The 23,222-nt window shown below is 47.8% G+C and carries 22 protein-coding genes and 1 riboswitch; of the genes, 13 read left to right on the plus strand and 9 right to left on the minus strand.

All coding sequences use genetic code 11. The annotated features are described in order from the left end of the window. The first annotated feature begins 210 nt into the window (after positions 1–210). A riboswitch (glycine riboswitch) is annotated at positions 211–310 on the plus strand. 98 nt (positions 311–408) lie between these two features. Continuing rightward, complete coding sequence (locus ACSF8X_RS10550) at positions 409–1,782, plus strand: alanine/glycine:cation symporter family protein (RefSeq protein ID WP_500849886.1); 1,374 nt, start codon at positions 409–411, stop codon at positions 1,780–1,782. A gap of 71 nt (positions 1,783–1,853) precedes the next feature. Here the strand turns inward: ACSF8X_RS10550 and ACSF8X_RS10555 are convergent, their stop codons facing one another. The 3 genes from ACSF8X_RS10555 to ACSF8X_RS10565 all read right to left on the minus strand — a co-directional run bounded on the left by ACSF8X_RS10555 (position 1,854) and on the right by ACSF8X_RS10565 (position 3,959). Then, the gene (locus ACSF8X_RS10555) at positions 1,854–2,267 is read right to left on the minus strand and encodes an ester cyclase (RefSeq protein ID WP_500849887.1); all 414 of its coding nucleotides are present in this window, start codon (positions 2,265–2,267) and stop codon (positions 1,854–1,856) included. Between the two features lie 230 nt (positions 2,268–2,497). Continuing rightward, positions 2,498–3,052: a hypothetical protein gene (locus ACSF8X_RS10560; RefSeq protein WP_500849888.1), complete on the minus strand. Its 555-nt coding sequence runs from the start codon at positions 3,050–3,052 to the stop codon at positions 2,498–2,500. A gap of 247 nt (positions 3,053–3,299) precedes the next feature. Continuing rightward, the gene (locus ACSF8X_RS10565) at positions 3,300–3,959 is read right to left on the minus strand and encodes an HAD family hydrolase (RefSeq protein ID WP_500849889.1); all 660 of its coding nucleotides are present in this window, start codon (positions 3,957–3,959) and stop codon (positions 3,300–3,302) included. A gap of 346 nt (positions 3,960–4,305) precedes the next feature. Between ACSF8X_RS10565 and ACSF8X_RS10570 the strand changes: the two genes are divergently transcribed. Next, on the plus strand, positions 4,306–4,611 hold the full coding sequence (locus ACSF8X_RS10570) for a high-potential iron-sulfur protein (RefSeq protein ID WP_500849890.1): 306 nt from the start codon (positions 4,306–4,308) through the stop codon (positions 4,609–4,611). Positions 4,612–4,733: 122 nt separating this feature from the next. Here the strand turns inward: ACSF8X_RS10570 and yegD are convergent, their stop codons facing one another. Further along, positions 4,734–6,086 carry a molecular chaperone gene (yegD, locus tag ACSF8X_RS10575; RefSeq protein WP_047879226.1) on the minus strand — a complete coding sequence of 451 codons (1,353 nt, stop codon included), beginning with the start codon at positions 6,084–6,086 and terminating at the stop codon, positions 4,734–4,736. Between the two features lie 312 nt (positions 6,087–6,398). Here yegD and ACSF8X_RS10580 point away from each other — a divergent pair, with 312 nt between their 5' ends. After that, positions 6,399–7,025 (plus strand): thiol:disulfide interchange protein DsbA/DsbL, encoded by a 627-nt coding sequence (locus tag ACSF8X_RS10580; protein ID WP_500849891.1) that lies wholly within the window; start codon positions 6,399–6,401, stop codon positions 7,023–7,025. 221 nt (positions 7,026–7,246) lie between these two features. Here the strand turns inward: ACSF8X_RS10580 and ACSF8X_RS10585 are convergent, their stop codons facing one another. After that, positions 7,247–7,399 (minus strand): hypothetical protein, encoded by a 153-nt coding sequence (locus ACSF8X_RS10585; protein WP_500849892.1) that lies wholly within the window; start codon positions 7,397–7,399, stop codon positions 7,247–7,249. 5 nt (positions 7,400–7,404) lie between these two features. On the opposite strand from ACSF8X_RS10585, the gene ACSF8X_RS10590 reads away from it, so the two are divergent. From ACSF8X_RS10590 to ACSF8X_RS10600, 3 genes are all read left to right on the plus strand, one after another. Then, positions 7,405–9,555, plus strand: coding sequence for an adenosylcobalamin-dependent ribonucleoside-diphosphate reductase (locus tag ACSF8X_RS10590; RefSeq protein ID WP_500849893.1), 2,151 nt, complete (start codon positions 7,405–7,407; stop codon positions 9,553–9,555). Positions 9,556–9,574: 19 nt separating this feature from the next. Beyond that, complete coding sequence (locus ACSF8X_RS10595) at positions 9,575–10,264, plus strand: TSCPD domain-containing protein (RefSeq protein ID WP_047879223.1); 690 nt, start codon at positions 9,575–9,577, stop codon at positions 10,262–10,264. A gap of 128 nt (positions 10,265–10,392) precedes the next feature. Further along, complete coding sequence (locus ACSF8X_RS10600) at positions 10,393–10,884, plus strand: peptidylprolyl isomerase (RefSeq protein WP_047879222.1); 492 nt, start codon at positions 10,393–10,395, stop codon at positions 10,882–10,884. Between the two features lie 108 nt (positions 10,885–10,992). Here the strand turns inward: ACSF8X_RS10600 and ACSF8X_RS10605 are convergent, their stop codons facing one another. The 3 genes from ACSF8X_RS10605 to ACSF8X_RS10615 form a co-directional block, all read right to left on the minus strand. After that, positions 10,993–11,283, minus strand: coding sequence for a YkgJ family cysteine cluster protein (locus ACSF8X_RS10605; protein ID WP_084722257.1), 291 nt, complete (start codon positions 11,281–11,283; stop codon positions 10,993–10,995). Positions 11,284–11,447: 164 nt separating this feature from the next. After that, positions 11,448–11,780, minus strand: coding sequence for a hypothetical protein (locus tag ACSF8X_RS10610; protein WP_053062477.1), 333 nt, complete (start codon positions 11,778–11,780; stop codon positions 11,448–11,450). A 43-nt stretch (positions 11,781–11,823) separates the two neighbouring features. After that, on the minus strand, positions 11,824–12,153 hold the full coding sequence (locus ACSF8X_RS10615; RefSeq protein ID WP_157037844.1) for a hypothetical protein: 330 nt from the start codon (positions 12,151–12,153) through the stop codon (positions 11,824–11,826). Positions 12,154–12,393: 240 nt separating this feature from the next. On the opposite strand from ACSF8X_RS10615, the gene ACSF8X_RS10620 reads away from it, so the two are divergent. From ACSF8X_RS10620 to ACSF8X_RS10635, 4 genes are all read left to right on the plus strand, one after another. Next, on the plus strand, positions 12,394–13,344 hold the full coding sequence (locus tag ACSF8X_RS10620) for a M23 family metallopeptidase (RefSeq protein ID WP_047879264.1): 951 nt from the start codon (positions 12,394–12,396) through the stop codon (positions 13,342–13,344). Then, entirely contained in the window at positions 13,248–13,688 is a 441-nt protein-coding gene (locus tag ACSF8X_RS10625) for a bactofilin family protein (RefSeq protein ID WP_500849894.1), read from the plus strand. The genes ACSF8X_RS10620 and ACSF8X_RS10625 overlap by 97 nt, the downstream gene beginning before the upstream one ends. A 157-nt stretch (positions 13,689–13,845) precedes the next feature. Further along, complete coding sequence (locus ACSF8X_RS10630; RefSeq protein ID WP_500849895.1) at positions 13,846–15,360, plus strand: leucine-rich repeat domain-containing protein; 1,515 nt, start codon at positions 13,846–13,848, stop codon at positions 15,358–15,360. A gap of 151 nt (positions 15,361–15,511) precedes the next feature. Then, entirely contained in the window at positions 15,512–15,997 is a 486-nt protein-coding gene (locus ACSF8X_RS10635; protein WP_500849896.1) for a peptide-methionine (S)-S-oxide reductase, read from the plus strand. A gap of 123 nt (positions 15,998–16,120) precedes the next feature. Here ACSF8X_RS10635 and ACSF8X_RS10640 read toward each other — a convergent pair whose 3' ends face one another. Further along, positions 16,121–18,619, minus strand: coding sequence for a tetratricopeptide repeat protein (locus ACSF8X_RS10640; RefSeq protein WP_500849897.1), 2,499 nt, complete (start codon positions 18,617–18,619; stop codon positions 16,121–16,123). Positions 18,620–19,247: 628 nt separating this feature from the next. Between ACSF8X_RS10640 and ACSF8X_RS10645 the strand changes: the two genes are divergently transcribed. From ACSF8X_RS10645 to ACSF8X_RS10655, 3 genes are read left to right on the plus strand one after another with little or no spacing between them, the layout of a single operon-like run. Further along, positions 19,248–20,519 (plus strand): aspartate aminotransferase family protein, encoded by a 1,272-nt coding sequence (locus ACSF8X_RS10645; RefSeq protein ID WP_500849898.1) that lies wholly within the window; start codon positions 19,248–19,250, stop codon positions 20,517–20,519. Next, on the plus strand, positions 20,516–21,853 hold the full coding sequence (doeA, locus tag ACSF8X_RS10650) for an ectoine hydrolase (RefSeq protein WP_500849899.1): 1,338 nt from the start codon (positions 20,516–20,518) through the stop codon (positions 21,851–21,853). The genes ACSF8X_RS10645 and doeA overlap by 4 nt, the downstream gene beginning before the upstream one ends. Continuing rightward, the gene (locus ACSF8X_RS10655) at positions 21,837–23,198 is read left to right on the plus strand and encodes an NAD-dependent succinate-semialdehyde dehydrogenase (RefSeq protein WP_500849900.1); all 1,362 of its coding nucleotides are present in this window, start codon (positions 21,837–21,839) and stop codon (positions 23,196–23,198) included. The genes doeA and ACSF8X_RS10655 overlap by 17 nt, the downstream gene beginning before the upstream one ends. Positions 23,199–23,222: the final 24 nt, after the last annotated feature.

Genomic DNA, 23,222 nt, shown 5'->3' on the forward strand with positions numbered 1-23,222 from the left:
CATTTTTATCCTTTACACTAGCTCTGTTCGTGTTCCTATGAAGACAGCAGGAGAGTGGCAAGTCTCACTTTTTGGGGTAACCCAAATAAGAGAAACACCGCCCGCCGAAGAAGTAAGCTGCCTATCCCGTCCGGGTCTGTCCGGGCAATAGCAGTAAATCTTTCAGGCACCTTTTTGAACATTGTGTTCAACAAGGTATGGACTGTTGTTGGAGGAGCCTCTGGAGAGATCCGTTAAATCGGGCGCCGAAGGAGCAAACCCCGTGTTATCACAGGGTGAAACTCTCAGGCAAAAGGACAGAGGAGATATAAGACAACAGTATGAAGTACCCTTAACTTCTGTTACAGCCGACAACGGTAGAGATCTGTTGTTCTTTATCTCTTACTTTGATGTTTAAAGGTAAAGAGAATGAATCCGTTTTATAACTTTCTACAAACTATTGATAACCTTGTTTGGGGTCCCCCGCTCCTGATTCTACTTGTTGGTACTGGTGCTTACCTGACGTTCCGTCTGGGTGTTATCCAGATCCGCTACTTACCGCTTGCGTTACGTTACCTGTTCAAAGATGACGAAAACAAAAGCAAATCCCGTGGTGATGTTTCTAGTTTTGCAGCTCTCTGCACAGCCCTTTCTGCCACCATCGGTACAGGTAATATTGTCGGTGTTGCTACAGCAATTAAACTCGGTGGCCCGGGTGCCCTATTCTGGATGTGGCTTGCTGCCCTGTTTGGTATGGCAACAAAGTATGCAGAATGCCTGCTTGCCGTAAAATACCGCGAAACTGATGCCAACGGCCAGATGATCGGTGGTCCTATGTACTACCTGCAAAATGGTGCCGGCCAAAAATGGCTAGCAAAACTGTTTGCCATCTTTGCACTGGGCGTAGCCTGTTTCGGTATCGGTACATTCCCACAGGCAAATGCGATCGTGGATGCCGCACAACTGTCATTTGGTATTTCTCGCGAAATTACAGTTGTTGTACTCACTGGCTTGGTTGCAACCGTTACCCTCGGTGGCGTGAAGTCAATCGCAGCTGTGGCCAGTAAAGTGGTGCCATTCATGGCTCTCTTCTACATCTTTGCCTGTGTCATGGTATTGGGAGCACAATACAGCGCTATTCCGGCTGCCATTAATACAGTGATCAGCTCTGCCTTTACCGGCCATGCTGCAACTGGCGGCTTTGTCGGTGCGGGTATTATGCTGGCTATCCAGTCTGGTATTGCGCGAGGTGTATTCTCTAACGAATCAGGTCTGGGCAGTGCTCCAATGGCCGCCGCAGCCGCAAAAACCGACTCATGCGTACGTCAAGGCTTGATCTCGATGACAGGTACCTTCTTCGATACCATTATCATCTGTACCATGACAGGTCTGACATTGGTGGTTACAGGAGCTTGGCAAGGTGATCTCGCCGGTGCAGCCATGACGAGCTATGCTTTTGCCTCTGGTCTTGAGTCGAGCCTTGGCCCAATCCTGGTTACCGTCGGCCTAATGTTCTTCGCCTTTACCACCATTTTGGGCTGGAACTACTACGGTGAACGCTGCATTACCTACCTATTCGGTGTAAAGGCTATTTTGCCTTACAAGCTGTTCTTCCTTGCATTGATTGCCGGTGGTGCGTTCATGAAGCTGGATATGATTTGGCTCATTGCCGATATCGTCAACGGCCTAATGGCGATTCCGAATCTTATCGGCCTGATCTTGCTTCGTGATGTGGTTATTAGCGAAACGCGCCAGTACTTTGAGCAACTTCGCTCAGACAACACGAACATGCAAACAGCCTAGCAGCTCGACTCGCTTCTAATAGCCAGTGGCAAATAGCACAAAGCCCCACTCCATAACGGTGTGGGGCTTTTTTAATCTAGGTAGCGCGTTAACTGCTGGTAAAGATCGAAACTACTGTCTTCAAGCCAGCAATCACAGATTTTCCCATCTTCCTGCTGAACAAAATACAGCATCCCGGTCATGTGCACTTTCTGCTTCTTTGCCGGAATACGAGCCCAACCACCACTGTAAGTTGCCTCGCACTCATAAATTACCACCGTCTTATGGCCCTCTTGCACCACATCGACAATACGAAATGCAACATCACGAAAGCGCTGGCACCAAATAGAAACAAAATTCAGGTAGTCAGTATGGGATAACGGGTAGATTTTCCCGCCAGGTAGATGAAAATTCAACGGTTCTGCGGCCAGTTGTGTCAGCACACTTAAGTCAGCCTGTGCCCAGACCTTATTAAACCAATCATAAATCCATTGCTGATTGTTCATAGTGCAACAACTCCTACTTCATCCATGTTGGTTAAACCCTTCTGGCAGCTACCGGCACAATTGGGCTACAAACCACAAATACAAGTAACATAAATATACTAGACACTACTATCTAACCACTCAAAAATATAAACAGTGCCACAGAATAACGGCCATGTTGTGGAAGATTTTAGAAATGACATCAAAAGCAAAGAGGATCAAAAAAGGCGCTGATTATCAGCGCCTTTGAATTATTGCAATCTTGACGGGTTTTCCAGCATCCAGCGCTTGGTTCGTTCGTCTTGTGTGGTTGCAGCGGTCTGGCGAGCTTTTTCCAACCATTGCTGCTTTTCCTGCTCAGGAAGATTCACCCAAGTATCATCAGCCAAATCCAGAGCCGTTTCGAGAACCAACTGGTCGTATCGTTCTTTCTCTGCCAATGTCCAAGCCTCAACCAGAAGCGTTTTCGCACCTTCGCGATCATGTTGAGCCGCTAACATACGCGCTTTTTCGCGCAAGTAATACACCTCGGCACGAGGCTCTGCATTGCCCAAAAATGCCTTGGCCTGAGCAAGATAATACTCGGCCTGAGTAAAGTCATTGCGCATCACGTAAGTACGGGCAATTTGGCTCAATAGTTCGCTGAAAAATGTCTTATCGACACTGACGGCAGCCATATCTAACATCGCAAAGAAAGTCGTCGCGGTAGTCTGCGGATCATCATAGTTCCACAGTGCCATGTAATCAGGGAAGTTGAAATCCATATAGCGATGACAATATGGAACATCTTCCTGGGCGGCAGTCACTTGCCCAGCAAAAAAAACAGAACAACAACCAGCAATAGCAGAAAACAGTAAGTGGCGAGCGCGCATAGCGATATTGGCCGATCTATGAATAAATATGTCCTGTGACTATATCGATTTCTCGGAAGCGAGCCGTGTCATCACCCATAAACTGGAAGCGCTTTCACACTCTCGCTCACCATTTGCCTATTATGATCTCGTGTTGTCTGAAATAAAATCAGTGCATCTCGTGTGTATTTTCAGCTCACCATCAATGCACAGTTAATTCAGAGTATACTTGCTTGAAATGTGACAAATTTGGCAAATGAGACTGATTAATATCGCTACCGCCAATTTCAATATATTCGTAACCCAGCTCTTTCGACGCATCGCGGTTTTGTGCCCCCTCGCCCAATACAATGCAACGTTCAAACGTCAAGCCGCTATCTTGCTTGGCACGAAAAGCCGCCAATGCCATGATCTCTGTTCGGCTCATCGCATCTGACGATGTGGCAAACGTAAAGGTACTAATATCCAAACCAACTGCGTGCAGCTTAACTCTAGCTGCAGATTCCCAACCAGATGTAGCGATAGCCAAGTAACAATCTTCACTTGGTGCAATATTGGCAAGAAAATCATGTACGCCCGGAGCAACTCTCACCTTCTCCGGGGTGATGGCCAATGCTTCATTCATCAATGCCAAATAGCGTTGCTCAACCTTGCGGTGATTAAGCATGCGATTTCCTGCTGTCTGGTAACGAGTGAGCAGTTCATCCAACACGCCAGCATCCGTTGAATGTTTGAATTGGCTGCGATCGATATCCACTGTTATCCCGAGCACCTCTTCTACCGCACGAAAATAGCACTCCAGCTCAAGCGCTTTAGATTCAACCAGTGCGCCGTCTATATCAATCAAAAATAAATCCGTCATTTCATATACCTATGGTTTCTTCGTGCGGGGCGATAATGCGCTCGTAACACGCGTGTTTCAAGCTCCGCTTGAACCCAAACAGCAAAACCCTGCCTTAGATCACTAATACGAAATGATAAAAACATCTAGTTTTGACGCTTTATTCTGAAATATTTCACAAGCCAATAAAAAACATCAATGTCGGAATATTGCTATATCTATCGATGCATAAACTGATCGTCCAGAATTGAGCCAACGTAAACACAAACGGTAGATAGCAAATAGTTTGACTAAAATCGATCATGGGAAGATACCCAGATAAAAACAATACATTCAAGCAATGTCGTGACACTAAAAGGAAGTAATAATGAAAGACAATAAGAACCGCAGAACATTCCTCAAACTATCCCTCGCGAGCCTGATTGGGATGACAGCCGGAAAAACACTGTTAACTCAGCCCGTTCATGCGGCAGAGCTTCCACAATTAAGTGAGGATGACCCGCAAGCAAAAGCGCTTCAATATGTCCATGAAGCACCAGATGCAGAAAAAAATTGTGCGAATTGCGCACTCATCCAAGGTGAAGATGGTAAAGAATGGCGGCCATGCGCCATCTTCCCTGGCAAAGCCGTAAACGCCAAAGGTTGGTGTAGTGCATGGGCGAAAAAACCATAATTTCCTCGCTAACATCCAAAATGCATACAAAAAAGGGGCTCTCTTTGAGCCCCATTCAACATCATCGTTAGCGACCCCCAGTCAATTCATCGAAACCTTGGGATCATTAGACTATAACGTCACTACTTAAATGCGACCTCAGCCCAACGAGCTAGACCAGCAGTCACTGAACCAAAATAGCTACCACTAACAACAGGAATACCTGGTAGCAGCGCTTCAACCGTCTCACGCAGCACCGGTGACTTTGCCGTACCACCAGTCATGTAGACCATATCAGGGCGCACCCCGCTTTGCTCCACCGCCTCGGTAATAAGTTGGCTGATCTGAACCCGTGGCGACTCGATCGCTGCTGCCATCTCCGACTGCGAAATATCCACCGACAGTGCATCTGCCAGCTCATGCAAGGTAACTTGCTGCGCTGTTCGCTCAGAGAGTGCTATCTTGCACTCTTCGGCTTTGCGTACCAATTGATAGCCCAGCTTTTCATGGTAAACCTTGATTAACCGCGCCAGCTTCTCAGGCTGTGCCGCGTCACGGCGCAACTGGTCAAGTACCGCAAGGTTGGCATTCGCGTAGAAGTCACCTTGTGCAACCACATTATTAATGGCAATCGGATTCCAGAACTGACTAATGGGCATATCAATCCCCTTTTGGGTCTGAGTCCCAAACCCCAATTCAGGCATTAATTGGCGAAAGGCCAGATGGATATCCAAATCATTACCGCCGACACGCAAACCACTATGACCCAATAGGCTTGACTGGCGATCAATTCGCTTAAACCAGCTTGGCCCCATTTGAATCATCGAACAGTCAGTCGTACCACCACCGATATCAACCACCAGCACCGTTTTATCTTCTGTCAGCGTACTCTCAAACTCCAACCCGGCAGCAACCGGCTCAAACTGAAACTCAACCGACTTAAAACCCGCCCTTACCGCCGAACGGCGCAGAATCGATTCGGCTTGCTCATTCGCCCTTTCACCACCAGAACCCTGAAAGTTAATAGGGCGACCAATCATGGTGTGTTCGATAGACTGTTGAAGCGCACCCTCTGCCTGAGTTTTAATATTAGACATCATGGCTGTGACCAGATCTTCAAAAAAGCTGATCTGCACTTCATGTAATCCATTGGCTCCCAAGAAAGATTTAGGCGACTTAACGTAATACACCTCTTCCGGATCGCTCAGGTACAAATCCAACGCGGCTTGGCCAAATAGCATATCGCCTTTTGCCAATTCAATGTCTTCATCACGGTTAGCCGCAATTGCCCGGCGCAGCACTTGCTCGCCAAGTTGATCCGTTGGCTTAACCCCCATGAACTTAAATAGGTATTCGCTCACCGCCTCACGCGTCGGCGCGCACAACGTGGAAGGTATCATGGTATTGTTACCTTCAAGCTGCAAGTGACGAGGCTGCCCTTGCTCCATCACAGCCACCGAGCAATTCGCCGTTCCATAATCAAAGCCGATAAACATTTTCCCTCCGGGGATTAAGTTAGAGCGCAGCCCGTAGCCGCTGTTTCACAACGAAACCGACCATCTTACTGAAACTTAAATGGCGAGCCAAGTCGCGATTGTCCCCCTCCCCAACAAAATCAAAGCCACTGTCGATTACCCGTTTATTCGCACAAATAAGCAGCTAAAATCGCTCGTTCATCATTAGAAAAATGCCAAAGATGCGCTTCTGATTCAGAAACTGCATCGCTAGCATCTGAAAATTTGATTTGGCATGACAACATAACTAGGTTTATCGTCCATACTTGAACTTTTAGACTTATCATGATGAGAATGATGAAAAAATTACTAACTTTCCTTGCGCCTCTGACTCTTGTTGCCGCCCTGCTTGGCGGTTGCTCCGATAGCAATGTGCCAAAAGAAGGCGAACAGTACACCGTTGTTCCTACCCCGACAGAAAACGTGGCCGATGTCATTGAGGTCTTTTCGCTCGGTTGCGGCCACTGCCGTAATATGGAGCAGGTACTGCCGACACTAAAAGAGTTGGCGAAAACAGACGTCGAGCAAATGCACGTGACCTTCAATGAGAGTGCGCAAATCGCTGCTTATATGTTCTATACCGCGGCTTTCCAGATGGACGGCAAGCCATCACCTGAAATCAAAGAAGATCTGTTTGCCTTTATTCAAGGCGGTTCTGAGGGCTTAGATGCCACCCAGCGCGAAGCCAAAATCAAAGAGATTTTCAGTAAGTACAACATCAAGAGCCCGTTTGATCTTACTGAAACTGAGCAGCAAACCGTCTACAACCTGATGAAAACTGCCAACGAGTTTGAAAACAATGCCCGTGTAACGTCCGTACCAGTATTTATCGTTAAAGGTAAGTACATGATTCAAAGCGACAAGCACGAAAGTGTTGAAGAGATTGCCACCACTATTCGCTACCTCATCGACAACAAATAATCGCGTTGTTTCATCCCTTCAAAAAGCAGCTAATTCTAGCTGCTTTTTTTTCCATTCAGCTCCGCATCACAGTATTTACAAAACAATACCCGCACCTCAAATACCGATGCTGACACAAGCATCCAACGTCTACATGGCGAAAAGATGCAAGTCATACAACTATTTCGTCTATCAAATATGTTGCTATTACCAAATCGTTACATTGTCAGAATATCACCATGTCAAGACTTGAAGATCATCATGGTTAGTGGTTTGATCAGCGCCTTGCTGCCACCGCTCAACTTCTTGCTCAACAAGTAGACACGTTGTAACCAGCTTGGCTTTTCTGTCTGCTGTCGGCGGCGGCAATACAACACGACAACATTAAGGTGCATTCATAATGGCGAAAACCCCAACGGCTTCGAACGTATCTCAAGCATCTGATATTGCTTACCAGCCAACCTCTATGGAAATCTGGGACAGCAAATATCGTCTTAAATCAAAGCATGGAGAAACTATTGATATCACGCTTGACGATACCTTCAAACGCGTTGCCCGTGCATTGGCAGACCTAGAACAAAAAAACGCCAAAGATCACTGGTATAATGAATTCCTGTGGGCACTGCGTAACGGTGCAATCCCCGCAGGCCGTATTACATCCAATGCGGGTGCCTTTGAGCACAAACCGGCTACCTCTACCATCAACTGTACTGTTTCCGGTACTATCGATGACTCGATGGATGACATCCTGAACAAAGTCCATGAGGCAGGCCTGACTCTTAAAGCCGGCTGTGGTATCGGTTACGATTTCTCGACACTACGCCCTCGCGGTGCTTTCGTATCGGGAGCCGGGGCATATACCTCTGGCCCACTCTCTTTCATGGATATCTATGACAAGATGTGCTTTACCGTCTCGTCTGCGGGCGGTCGCCGCGGGGCACAAATGGGTACCATGGATATCCGCCATCCCGATATCATCGACTTCATTCGCGCCAAGCGAGAAGACGGCCGCTTGCGTCAATTCAACCTATCACTACTGATCACCGAAGATTTCATTGAAGCCGTTAAAAACGATAAAGAGTGGCAATTAATTTTCCCGATCACGGCAAAGGAAGCCAAACAGGACAAACTCGATCTGGATAATGACGCCAGCATTGTCTGGGCCGACTGGCCAACTAAGGAAAATCTGGTTGAAGACAGTGAAGGCCGTGTTGCGTGCAAGGTTTACCGCACTTTGCCTGCCCGCAACCTATGGAACGTCATCATGACGTCTACCTACGACTACGCTGAACCCGGGTTTATCCTGATCGACAAAGTCAACCAAATGAACAACAACTGGTTCTGCGAAGAAATCCGCGCAACCAACCCATGCGGTGAGCAGCCACTTCCGCCATACGGCGCATGTTTGCTGGGCTCGGTGAATCTAACCAAGTTTGTTCGCGATCCATTTACCGATGAAGCCCGTTTCGACTGGGAGGCATTCCGTCGCGTTGTCGCTATCTTTACCCGGATGCTCGACAACGTGGTAGAAATCAACCAGCTGCCGCTTGAAAAGCAACGCCACGAAATCATCAACAAACGACGCCATGGCATGGGCTTTTTGGGTCTGGGCTCAACCATCACCATGCTCAAGCACAAATACGGCAGCGCGACATCTGTCGCTTTCACCGAGCAAGTCGCTCAGGAAATGGCATTAACCGGCTGGAAAGAATCTCTAAGTCTTGCCAAGGAAAAAGGCATCGCGCCGATCATGGACGAAGAGTTCGAGATCACTGCCAAGATGCTGCGCCTGCGCCCGGAAATGGCCCAAGACGGCATCAAAATTGGTGACAAGGTGAAAGGCAAAGTGCTGCACGCCAAATATAGCCGTTACATGCAGCAGGTCGCCGAGATCGAACCAGAGCTCGTTGCACAACTGGCTGAACACGGCGGGCGATTCACCCACCACAGTTCCATTGCCCCTACGGGGACGATTTCGCTGTCTCTGGCCAATAATGCCAGTAACGGGATTGAACCTAGCTTTGCCCATCACTACACCCGTAACGTTATCGTACCGGGTAAGAAATCCAAAGAGAGTGTCGATGTATACAGCTTCGAGCTATTGGCCTACCGTGAGCTGATCAACCAAAAAGCGATGCCATACACCACCGATGCCGAGTGCCAGCTACCGGAATACTTCATCACTGCCGATGATATTACCCCTAGCCAACACGTCGAGGTGCAGGCCGCGGCACAACGCTGGATTGACTCGTCAATCTCAAAAACAGCCAACGTACCGACCGACTTCCCATTCGAAGACTTCAAAGACATCTATATGGATGCCTACGACAAAGGCCTGAAAGGCTGCACTACATTCCGTTTCAACCCGGAAGTGTTCCAAGGCGTGCTGGTTAAAGAAAAAGATTTGGAGAACACAACCTATGTGTTCACGCTGGAAGACGGTACAACCATTGAAGCCAAGGGTAATGAGGAGATCGAATACGACGGCGAAATGCACTCTGCCGCCAACCTCTACGATGCCCTAAAAGAAGGCTACTACGGTAAATTTTAAGCGAGATAGGTTTTAAAACATGGCTAAGAAAATTGACAGCAAGATTGTCGCCTTCAGCGTAAAAAGCAAAGAACAGCCCCCTCAGGCAGCTCCGGCCCAGCCAGAGGTAAAAGTCGAGCAAATGCACGAAGATATCCAGCGTCCCGAAAAATTGCTGGGTACAACCTATAAGCTAAAAACACCTGAGCACATCTCAGAGCACTCGCTGTTCATTACCATCAACGACGTTGTGCTTAATGAAGGTACCGAGTATGAAACTCGCCGCCCGTTCGAGGTATTCATCAACTCCAAGAGCCTAGAGCACTATCAGTGGATCGTTGCCCTCACCCGTATTATGTCTGCGGTATTCCGCAAAGGTGGTGACTGTACCTTCCTTGTTGAAGAACTACGCTCAGTCTTCGACCCACGCGGTGGTTACTGGAACAAAGGCAAGTATGTGCCTTCGCTGATTGCTGAGATCGGCAATGTTATCGAACAGCACCTCACTGAAATCGGCATGCTGGGCAAACCTGAAGTTGACGAACACCAGCAGGCATTTCTTGACGCCAAGAAAGCCGAACTTGCCGCTCAGCAGGAAGAAGCTAAAGAAGAAGAGACCGGCAACTTCCCACCAAGCGCGACGCTTTGCTATAAGTGTCACAATAAATCGGTCATCATCAAAGACGGTTGCCAAACCTGTCTTAACTGCGGTGATTCCAAGTGCGGCTGATGCCTTGCTAATCCGATACTCTCCAAAAGCTGCTCACTATGAGCAGCTTTTTTATAGCCGTCGCTTTTTTCATTGGTTTGCGTATACTGCACCGCTTAATTCATCCCTCTTAACGGTGTCATTGCAATATGATTATTTTTACCACTAACTTTGGCGATATCGAAATTGAACTGGACATGGACAAAGCCCCTGTCACATCAAAGAACTTTATCAAATATTGTCAAGAAGGCTTCTATGAAGGCACCATTTTCCATCGTGTCATTAAGGGCTTCATGATCCAAGGCGGTGGCCATACTGCTGATATGACAGAAAAGCCAACTCACGATCCTATCGTAAATGAAGCCAACCGTGGCCTGAAGAACGTTATCGGCTCTATTGCGATGGCGCGTACTGATGCCCCGCACTCTGCAACAGCACAGTTTTTCATTAACTTGGCAAACAACAGTTTCTTGGATTTTACCGCAACCACCAACGATGGCTGGGGCTATGCGGTATTTGGTAAAGTAACGGCGGGTATGGATGTTGTGAAGAAAATTGGCCGAGCAAAAACCACATCAAAACACGGCCACGACGATGTTCCGCGCGAAGCCATTGTGATCGAAAAAGTCACTATTAAGTAAAAACCAAAAGCATCACTTATAGTGGCTCATACCCGAGCTGACATTTCCGATAATAAACACGGAAACTCTTGGGTAATTGGGCCACTACATGTGACTTACTGGCTGAACCTATAAAAATTCAGCACGCTCATCACGGCACTCGTATGAGCCCATTTCAAACTCGCGGCATATCCACGGGCGATTTTCATAAATGGTACACATGAAAGTCTCGCGGTCTAACGCCGAGCACCACCCATCTGACAACCTGAGCATGGTTTCTCCCCCCCACTGATCACGCTTGATGTGTTCTTCTGGCACACCGGTATCAGAAATCAGCATCACTTCTAACCGACAACAGCAAGCCTTACAGTTAGAGCATAAAACCTCAGAGGGCGTTTCATTTTTGACTGGTATATTCATGGCTATCTACAATAAACGCAATTGTCCATCATACCCCAAACTGATTCGTACTATGCGGGTTATTCCAAAGTAATTTCGCATCCCCGCACACTATCCCCGTCAGTCAATGCCTATCCAGAACAGAATCGCGCCGCCAGTGCCATATCGCGGTGGTCAACCACCATCTAGCCATCAACCTTAACTAACTTGACACCGTCAACCACCATGAACCACTCACCACCAGATTCATAAGGCGGAGAGTAAACAATAAACTTGGTATTCAAAAAGCCAAAACCGACAGTAAAGTCGTCGCCGATAAATTCTTGCAACGGCGCATTTATTGACGTACTCGCCCCTTCTTTTACTCGCTCGTAAGACACTGAGCCATCAGGAAGAATCAACAAATACATATCATCGCTGACCCACTCCCCGATATAAGACCACTTATCACTAGGCAGTGGTTTACTGCAACCAACCAGCATGATGATACTAAAAAACAATATTGCTATTTTTTTCATTATCGCCCTCATCGAACTCAACACCGCCCCTAACACCGTAAAATCATGATGTGAAAACCTTGATCATTTTATAAACTATCGCCTCAAGTACAACAAACACACCGAGACCTACCACTGTACGAATATATAATTCGGATACAGACAATGATTGTCCATCATTAGCTGCAAACAAAGCAGAAATACCACACCAAGACAAAGAAAGAGAAAATAAAAAATAACAGCCAAGTATCATCCCGGCCGACAACCACAACCAAAAATAAAGCGATTGATAATTTATTACCCCAGGAACACCAAGGCCCCAGAGACCAACACAAAGAAAACAGGCCAATGCCAATAACACATTAACAACTACAACGCCAAGCAACCCCAACATTCTCTACATCTCGCTGAAAGCCATTATTCTTAATAACTCTCTTACCAATTCCATTTAAAGTCAAAGCATTAGACTATATTTTATCTACTTATCCATCCCTGACAAAAATATGACGCTGTTACAGCCTGCTTCAGCATAAGCAATATTTCAACATTGCAGAAAACAACTCGAGATCTGCCTTAAGGAAAACACGCAAACGGTCGCCTTGTGTTTAAGAAACTTGCTTATAAATGTAGTGCCATGAAGGAACGTATCACAATTTCGGTATCCTCGATAAACGGTTCTAGACAGTTTAGCTTAGGAAGAAAATCGCAAAACGGTTTGCGTTGGGCGTGCTCTATCGTCGTTATCGCATCGTTACTGACCGGCGGCACCATGTGGTACCTGGTAAATGAGGTCGATTTCGCCAAAGTAAAACAAGAAGAGCTGGAAAAACAGTCCTCTTCTATGAATGAAGAGCTTGACGCACTCAAACTGCTTAAATCCGATCTAGAAAGTGATTTGGATGAGCGAGAGTTACGTTTAAGTACGGTTTCCGACCGTTTGGGGGAACTTGAATCTTTACTTGGCGTCAGCACCGATGCAGATACACGACTGGAAGTACGTCTTGATGTTGCTGCAATAAACTCAGCTGTCAGATTAACAATTCTCGATAGTCTACCAAACGGCTCCCCGGTCAAAGATGCAAGGCGTTCATCATTGTACGGCGTGCGCATACACCCAATTACACGTGAAAAGCGTATGCACCGAGGACTCGATTTTGCCGTAAATATCGGAACGCCGATTTATGCACCTGCGGATGGCGTAGTTGAAACTGTACGACCAAGCAACAAAGGGTCAGGTAACTTTTTGCGGCTTCAGCACTCTTTCGGGTTCACATCCTCATACTCCCATCTGCAAAAGTTCGCTGTTCGCAGCGGTGACTTTGTAAACAAAGGCGAACTAATTGGTTATTCGGGCAATTCCGGACTGTCATCAGGGCCGCATTTACATTATGAAATTCGCTTCGTGGGCCGAGCGCTGAACCCTAGCTCTTTTGTTGACTGGGGCGTGGATAATTTTGAACATATTTTCGAAAAAGAGAGGAAAATTAAATGGGCATCTTTAATAAACAAGGTGGAACAGCGAGTCAGCATGCAACTACAACTGTCATCGCAAAGGGATGCGATATCACTGGCGAACTCCAACTAACTTGCGATATTCAGGTTGATGGCGTTATTGAAGGTAAACTTCGTATTGAGAAAAACCTGGTAGTCAGCAATACGGGTCAAGTGAAAGGCGAAATCTATGCCGACAAAATCGTAGTCAACGGTCATGTTGAAGGGACTTGCTATGCCAATACGATTGAAATCCTAGAGAAAGGAGTCGTATCAGGCACTATTTACAGTGACAATTTGAGCATTGAGCGCGGTGGTAAGTTCTTCGGTAGCACTCACCCAGCAGAACAGAAACCAGTGGTTGAATTAACGCCTAAAGATAAAGTGGCTTCAAAAGCCTCAAGCAAAAAGCATGATTCTAAAGCGGTGAATGAATAATACCCCGCTTGTTTATTGAGATAAGAAGCGAATAACTCTCTTATCAATTTGCTAAAAACAATAGGTTAAATTTAGCATTGCGTAGATGATTGGGCATGTTGGCTTCTTATCAGAGAGCCAGCGCCCAAAATTGCTCCTGCTAAAACAAAAAATAAAAATGAAACGCCCATTATTAAACTCAAGCCTTGTCGCCCTGATTCCAGCACTACTGCAAGGCTGTAGCAGCGCCCAGACTCCGCATTCCCCATCATTTATTTCCGATATCGAGTTCACTGATCCTACTTTTGCCCAGTGTATATCTCACAGTAACGCCAAAGATCTGACTGATATTACCCAACTTGACTGTAGTAGCTGGGGTATTCATTCGGTAGATGAAATTCGCCTGATGCCTAATTTGCAAATACTGCGCCTTAGCAACAACCGCATTAAATCTATCGATACCTCGGCTAACCAAAACCTACAAGAACTGGTACTGTCTGATAACCCGATCACGGACATTGATGTATCGCACAACCACCAGCTCACAAAGCTCTTTTTGTCTAATGCTAGGCTGACCAGCGTGGATGTTTCCCACAATCCTCTGCTTGAAGCGCTTATGGTGGGCAATAATGATTTAACCGAAATAGACGTTTCAAACAATTTGCGCCTGAAACGACTTAACATCGACGATAATAAAATCACATCGGTGAACCTGAAAGGGCTAGACCAACTCACCGCAATGTATGCCTACAAAAATCCAATTTCGGCATTGGATGTTTCGGGCAATACTGCGTTAAAAGATCTTGGGATCAGCCGCCATCACCTCACAGAGCTGGATCTCAGTCATAATCCACACTTGCGCTCACTCAATGTGACAACCGGTGAATTGCAGGCACTGGATCTTAGCCATAATCCAAAACTGTTGGATCTTCGAGCGTCAAACAACGCCCTCGACAGCATCACGTTACCTACAAGCGCATCCCTACGTTATATCAATGTGCAGAAGAACAACCTTACCGCACTTGATACCAGTACCGTCAGCGCCTTGACTGAACTCCATGCCGGCCAGAACAAGCTGTCCAGCGTCAACCTCGGCACGGCCGATAACCTGAAAACCATCAGCCTGAATCACAACCAGTTAACCCAGCTGGATCTTAGTTCACTCACCAATCCAGAATCCATTGTGCTGTTCAACAACCCATTGGAAACCATCAAGCTACCTATCGACTTCAACCGCAATACGCTGTCTGCTGACAATACTCCGTGGGCACAACACCATGCTGTCGCGCCCGCAGAAAACCCTGAAATTGAAGTACTAGGGGCAGGTTTTATCTCCCAACACAACGGGCGGTTTGAAGTCGTAGGCCCAGCCTTGGTTCTGGCTGATATCGGTGACTATGTCGGCATGCAGTACTCGGTACGCTTGCCCCAAAATGCTGATGGCAAAAAACAACTGCCTCGCCAGTTCGCCATCACGGTTCGTGTGACCCACCCGACTATCACCCCACCCAATGGTGGCAAGCCTTTTACCGTCAGTAGCTGGGGCGATAATATGTACCTCAACGACTACAATTTGGCGATGTGGCAATTCACCGAAAATTGGGAGTTAGTTGAAGGCAAGTGGCTGTTCGAAGTGATCTATCAGGATAAGGTCGTGGCTAAGGAAGCTATCTTGGTCCAAAAGGTGATGTAACTCCGATACGCCCTTCCACAGGCAGGTCTGTCCTGCCTGTTTCATTTCGTACTCCCCGACCCCAAAGTTTGACTTTCATTCTTTTTCAGCGTTACTGTCACCCCTCGGTGCCATCAAGCCCGATGTTTGCATCGCTATCCGGAGAATAAGTGTGGAAGAAATCTATTTTGCAGGTGGTTGCCTGTGGGGCGTTCAAGAATATATGCGCCACCTACCAGGCGTTATCGCAACAGAAGCCGGACGAGCCAACGGGACAGCCCATACTACCCAAGGTAAGTACGATGGGTACGCCGAATGTGTACGCACTGTATTCGATCCCAAACAAGTTTCAGTAACCGAATTGATGGGCTACTTCTTTGAAATTATCGATCCGTACAGCATCAATCAACAAGGCGAGGACATCGGGGAAAAGTACCGTACTGGCGTATATAGCAAGTATCCACGTCATCTTGAACAAGCAGCATGTTATATTGCCGCTTTAGAAGCAAATTCAGTGTCGTCGCCCGCCATTGCTGTTGAAGTGAAACCACTCTCCAATTATGTGAAAAGTGATGATGAACACCAAGATCGGCTCACCCTACATCCTAACGACTACTGTCATATCCCACTGGCGTTATTGCATAAATATAAAAAATAAAAAAACAAAGCCCCTCTCACTCATCACAATATGTCGAGTTACGCGACCGCAATCGCCCCCTAATACAACATCCCCCCAAATGATGGGGGGATTGGATAGCCATTGACTAAGTAAATCGAGTAACTAAATAAATCGAGCGGTTTCTGGTGATGTCGCCAACAATATATTTCGAGAGGCCGTATTTAATGGTTTCAGCTCTAACTTACCGTTATTCTGCTTAAAGTAATAAGGCTTATCGTTAGTATCCACCAACAATGTACGCAAGTGACCAAAAACAATTACCTGATCCAATTTTTTCCAGCGTTGCTTTTTATCCAATGTCGGTAGTAAATCGTCAGTATCCTGCTGCATAACCATCGACTTCAGCGTAAGCTGCCCCTGCTCGTCAAGCATCGCAAAAGTATCAAAGGTATCCTCGACTTTTGCTAGGCTCACCATACTATTGGCTTCAATACGCAATGCTGGGCCTTCCCCCAAACTCCAGCAGTGCACATCGCCATTACGTCGCAAAGCACAAAAACGGTCACTGTCAGGGCTGGCAGCCAATAACTGGTAATCACCTTTTATTTCATGATCAAAATAATAGGCCAACGGCCCCCAAAGCAAGATGTTACCTGTATTTTCCAACGCTAGAAAATGGCTCTGAACCGGGGCGATATCAATTATATTGCCTTGTAAACGACGGTAAACTTTGAGTTCATCGTCCAAATTCGAGTAGGCCGAATCTTCAAAGTTAGAGGCTGCCAAAATCGGCGAGCCACCCGCCATTGCCCCGCCCCAAGTAACAACACTACCGTCATACAACAAGGCTGCGGATGCCGCATCGTTATGAACGAGCTTTTGTGCTCCTTCCACTTGGAGGTGTTCCTGAATCACAGGATCAGGTCGACATCCCCCCTTCAAGTAGTGAATAAACAAGTTATCACCCGTCTCCCGGCTGAACAAATAGCCGCAATGACTTTGCTGCACAGCCAGATTATTAGCTAACAACTTAAACGGCAGCATCTCTGGTGGGTTCCAAACTCCATCTAACTGCACCCGGCCATCTTCAAACTGCTCAGGCACTGAATTCTCATCACGACTAAAAGCCACCTTTTGAGGTCTATTCGGTGATACATTATCTACCCACCATGGTGATAGAGACATAGCGCGCGAGCGAACTCGGTACATCTTTTCGAACTGGCGGTTATGCGCCAGATAATAATTAGGATCATCCTGTTTGGAGAGCAATTCTATATAGCGCTTCTTCATCTTCTGGCCACGATGACGAATATATTCAATGATCTCTTTTCTCGCCTCTGGTCGACCACTGTCTGCCAAAATATTTATTTCTTCATCAAACTGATAGAAACTGAGGTAACGAGTATCCCAGTACCGAAAAGACTCATATTCCCCACTCTGGTCATCGCCCCTCGACAAGACATGCTGACTCAATTGGTCCTGAAAAGCAGCCGCTTCCCTCCGCCAAATAAGTGCGCGTTCCTTGTCCCCTGCCTCAACGGCTCTATCTTGCAACCAAAGCATTGCCGTTACATTCCCGAATATAGCGGAGTAGTAAATTTTGGCACGGGTATCGGGCAAATTAGGGTCTTGCTTAAGGGCACTCTCTAGCAAGGCATTTGCATCACCTTCATTTGCGGCATTATCTAAATAGCGGGCAGCCTTTTGAGGATCACTTTTTTCCAGCAACAGGGATAACTGATATTTACATGTACTATTACACGCACCGATAACATCAGCCTGATTCAGCAGCTCCAAGGCCGACTCGGTGTCTCCTTTATCCATCTGAACATATGCCAGCTCAGTAAACGCTTGCGGTTCACCAGCCTGTGCGGCAGCAAGCAATAGCCTTTCCATCTCTTTACGATCGTCATCGGTAAAAAAGCTTCCGCCTTGCTCCGCATAAAGAGCATCACCACGGGCAAATAATGCGGGACCATAATCGCCAGCCTTGCTAAACCACGTTTCGGCCATCTTAGGATCAGGCTGGAACATACCGATACCATGCAACGCCTGCATTCCCATCAAGTAACTGGCAACAGGGTTACCCTCCTCGGCAGCCGGCTCTATCCAGTCCGTTACGCAATGCCGGCTCTGGTAAAGCGGGTCTTCTTGCACACACATGTCAAGATGCATTTCGGGCGGAACTTCTGTCGAATATGCCCACTGCATAGCAGCCTGTACACTCACTGGCAATCCATAGTTACCCGTTCGGTAACCATCGGCCAGATAAAGACGTGATTGCCTAATATCAGCTTTGGCAGCTTGCCACAAATACGGTGAGGCCTTCGCCGGATCAGACTGACTTGCCCATCCCTGAACATGGCCCAAGAAAGCACTGTAGGCCGAATAGGCATCCCCTAGCTGGGCGCTCAGTTCAAACATTGCCAATGCGCGATCTTTGTCGGGGGCATTTAACCCTTCGCCCGTATAGTAATACTGGGCCAACATTGCTGCACTCCACGCCGTATGCTCAGTAATCGACTCAGCCAACGCCAATCGTTTTTCTGCACTTAACGTAGGGTGTTGTAATTCATTTTGGAAATCAGTAAGAGGATCGGCAATAAGATCCGGGCTGCCAATCAAAGCCGCAACCAAAGGAAAAAGCGAAAAATACCGCACAGCAAATGCCTATTAAGCTTGATGAAAGAAGAAGAAAACTACCACTTAAGAATTTGAAATAAAACAAATATCGTTCTTTTAAATATCAACCAATCAAAAAAATGTCTCATCCATAATTCTGAAAGGAATGAAAATGAGCAACCATTGGCATAACAGCCGTAAAAAAATCATTATTTTCTGCACATCGCAGCAGCAAGAACATTAAGGTCAAAGAGTTAAAATAATCATTAGGCAAAAGCCGCATGCTCATCATCCATCATATTTAAATACAGCAACGGTGATATTCATGGGTTATTTGCAAAGATATCAACTCTGTGCCAGCTTTAAATAGCTAGTATCCATCTGATACTCCTATGTAGTAGATAAATATTACGCCTGTGACTGAGTCCTACTTTCTATTCGAGGGATCGCCTATGAGACTCACAGCCCACATCGTTATATTCCGCCCCAAATCAGGCTTGGTTAGCCTTTGCAATCCTACCTTTATGTCTCCGCACCCAAATGCCTACTGAGCGCGTAACTGCTCACCAACTCGTAGACACGTCTTGTCATTAAGGTCTCTCCGACAGAGACAGTGAATAAGCCATCTTGCCAGATATATACCTGCGCGACAGATAAGGAGCGGAGAATGAGTATATTTGAACAACGCGAATCAAACCTTCGTGGCTATTGCCGGATTTACCCGACTGTATTTACCACTGCCTACAACGCCCGCCAAACCGACGAGAACGGCCGCGAGTATATCGATTTTTTCGCCGGGGCCGGCGTTTTGAATTTTGGCCACAACAATAAAAAGATGACACAGGCAGTGATTGAATATATCCAGAACAACGGTGTTCTCCACAGCCTAGATATGAGTACCAGTGCCAAACGCCTGTTTATGGAAAAATTTGTCGAGGTAGTACTTTCGCCACGAAACATGTCCCACAAAATGCAATTTGTCGGGCCGACCGGCACTAACGCCGTTGAAGCCGCCATGAAACTGGCTCGCCGTGTTACCCAGCGGCAAACCATTGTCGCCTTCCACCATGCCTTTCACGGCATGACACTGGGCTCACTGGCTGCCACCGCCAACAGCTACTTCCGCGGTGCGGCGGGTGTTCCCCTAAACCATGTTATCCACCAGCCTTTTGGCTGCGAATCGCCATGCCTTGGTTGTCAACTCGGCTGCGGTAAAACTCAACTGGATCGACTCCAGGCCCAGTACCATGATTCGTCATCCGGCTTGGAAAAGCCCGCAGCTTTCATGGTTGAAGTCGTTCAAGCCGAAGGCGGGGTTAATGTCGCCGATAAAGAATGGCTATTGGCGCTTCAACAACTGGCAAAAGAGCTAGGGGCACTGCTGATTATCGATGATATTCAGGCGGGTATGGGCCGTACGGGAACATTTTTCAGTTTTGACGAATACGGAATTGATCCAGACATCGTCTGCCTTGCCAAAGGGCTCGGCGGGCTAGGTACGCCGCTTGCCATGAACTTGGTCAAACCTGAATGGGATGATCACTGGTCCCCCGGCGAACACACAGGCACATTCCGCGGCCAAAACCTCTCTTTCGTTGCCGGAACAGAAGCCCTTAGGTACTTCGAAGACCCGGGCTTTCTCCAAGATGTACAACGCAAAGGGGCACGAATGATAAAACATCTAACCCAACTGGCTAATGACCCGAAAATACAGGTACGAGGCAAAGGAATGATGATAGGCATCGATCTGGCCGACGGCGAACAGGCCAAGCAGGTGGTCGCACACTGCTTCAACCACGGTTTGTTACTCGGAGCCTGTGGAACCGGTGGACGCGTAATCAAGCTTATCCCCCCGCTGACCATTGAGGATAGTGATCTTGATACGGGAATGGCTATTGTCATCGAGGCAATCGAAAAAACCAAGGAGGGTGCCAAATGATTTCCAGAGACGATATGACCTTCCCCCCGGAAGAATACCAAGCAAGGCTTGACGCCCTCCGGCGACGAATCGAAGAGCGCTGCATGGATGCGGTTGTTATCACGGATCCCGAAAACATCATGTACCTCACAGATTACCAGACATCAGGCTACTCGTTCTTTCAGGCTCTCATCGTACCGCTAGAGCAAGAGCCGATCATGATCACCAGAGCGATGGAAGAATCCAACGTCACAGCAAGGACATGGGTAGAGCACACCCGCCCCTACCCTGATACGGGCGATGCCATCCAGATGCTGGTTGAGACCCTACGTGAATTCAACTTGGCCAACAAACGTATTGGCTATGAACGAAATAGCTACTTTTTCCCCGCCTACCAACAGGATTTCATCCACACCACCTTGGTTGATGCCAAGCTGCTAGATTGTTTTGGGATTGTCGAAGAAGGCCGGATCTGCAAATCGCCAGCCGAGCTCGACATTATGCGCAAAGCCGCGATTGCCACCGAGGCCGGTATGAAGGCGGGTCTGGCAGCGGCGGTTGAGGGCGTAAGCGAAAATGACATCGCGGCGGAAATTAGCGCCGCCATGTTCAAGGCGGGCGGCGAAGCCCCTGCTGTAATGCCCTATGTGACAGCCGGTCCTCGAACCATGATCGGCCACGCCACATGGGAAGGTCGGATAATCCAACCCGGCGAACATGTATTTCTCGAAGTCGGAGGATGCTTTCGACGCTACCATACCGCCATGATGCGTACTGTCATCAATGGCGAGCTCACCGACTCCATGTACAAAGCACAAGAGCTGATGAAAACAGCGCTGGATACTCTGCACAGCTACGTCCAGCCCGGTATGACTGTCTCGGATGTCGACAATCTGGTTCGCAATATTATTTCCCATAATGATGTCGGGGCCAGACTTATCTCGCGCTCAGGCTACTCGATTGGCATCGCCTTTCCCCCCAGTTGGGATGAAGGCTATATCTGTAGCTTGAAGCAAGGTGATTCTGCGATTTTAAAACAAGGAATGACCTTCCATATTATCCCTTGGATGTGGGGTGTCGACGGAACCAAAACGTGCGGCATATCCGATACCATCTATGTCACAGATAACGGGATTGAATCATTCTTTACCCTAGACAGGGACTTTGTTGTCCACCCCAGCCGCTCTACCTCCAATTCAACAACAGATGCAGAAAACAATATCAGCCTTATCAATCCTGGCTCGACGGACGAAAGCCTCGGCAAACACCCCCATGAAAGTCCAATTAACAAAAGCGACGCAACCACTGAGCGTACTAACAGACCGCAGGGAGGAGAGAATGTTGAAAACCATTAACCCCACGACAGGCCAGCTCCTTCATGAATATCCAACACTAGACAAAAGTGAGATACCGCAGGTTATCGATAAGGCTCAGCAGGCATTTGAGCACTGGCGCAGGCTTTCGTATCAGGATCGCGCAAATATTCTACGCAAGGTGGCCACACAGCTGCGAACTGACAAGCTCACCATCGGCCAGCTGATGACGGATGAAATGGGCAAACCGGTAAAAGAAGCCGCCCCCGAAGTAGAAAAATCCGCTTGGTGCATTGAGCATTATGCTGAACATGCCGCACAATACCTTGCAGATGACATCCTCCCTTCCGATGCCGCCCAAAGCTATGTCCACTACCAGCCTCTTGGCCCGATCCTAGGTATCTTGCCATGGAACGCCCCGTTATGGGTTGCCTTTCGTTATATTGCCCCAACCCTTATGGCGGGCAATACCTGTGTAATGAAACACGATCCCCATGTACAGGGCTGTGCCGAAGCCATCATCCACACTTTCGAAAAAGCCGGAGCGCCACACGGAATTATCGTCAACCTGCCCATTGCCAATGAAAACGTCGAGTTCGCCATTCGTCACCCGGCAATTCAGGCGGTATCCTTTACCGGATCGGCGTCAGCAGGCAGCCTTGTAGCAGCAACAGCAGCCAGCGAGATAAAACACGCCGTATTGGAATTGGGCGGATCAGATCCATGCATAATTCTTGCTGATGCCGATTTGGATCAGGCTGCAGATACCGCGACCCTGTCACGGATTATCAATGCGGGGCAATCATGTATCGCCGCCAAGCGCATTATTGTCGAAGCACCAGCCTATGATGAGTTTGTCGACAAACTCTATACCCGTCTTGCTGCGCTCAAAGTCGGTGATCCCAATGACCCCGACACAGATATCGGCCCCATCGCCCGCACCGATCTTCGCGATAACCTCCACCGGCAAGTCATCGAAACTATCCAGCATGGCGCACACTGCCTATTGGGTGGTGACATGCCCGACAGCGATGGCTTTTTCTATCCGGTGACCTTGCTGACCAATGTCGCGGAAGACAGCTGCGCAATGAACGAGGAAATCTTTGGCCCAGTCATGGTTGTCCGCCGCGTCGACAATACCGAAGAAGCGCTACGGCTAGCCAATGCCACCCCATATGGTCTTGGAGCGGCAATCTGGACGCAAGACAGCACAAAGGCCAGATACTTCGCAGAACGCCTTGAATCCGGCCAAGTTGCCGTCAACGGTATTGTCAAAACGGATCCTCGCCTGCCCAGCGGAGGGATCAAGCGATCCGGTTACGGCCGGGAACTGGGGCCTCACGGCATCAGAGAATTTGTGAATGCCAAGCAAATTTGGATCAAATAAACCAATATCGCAGAGACCGCAATG

The sequence above is a fragment of the Photobacterium panuliri genome (assembly GCF_059920555.1).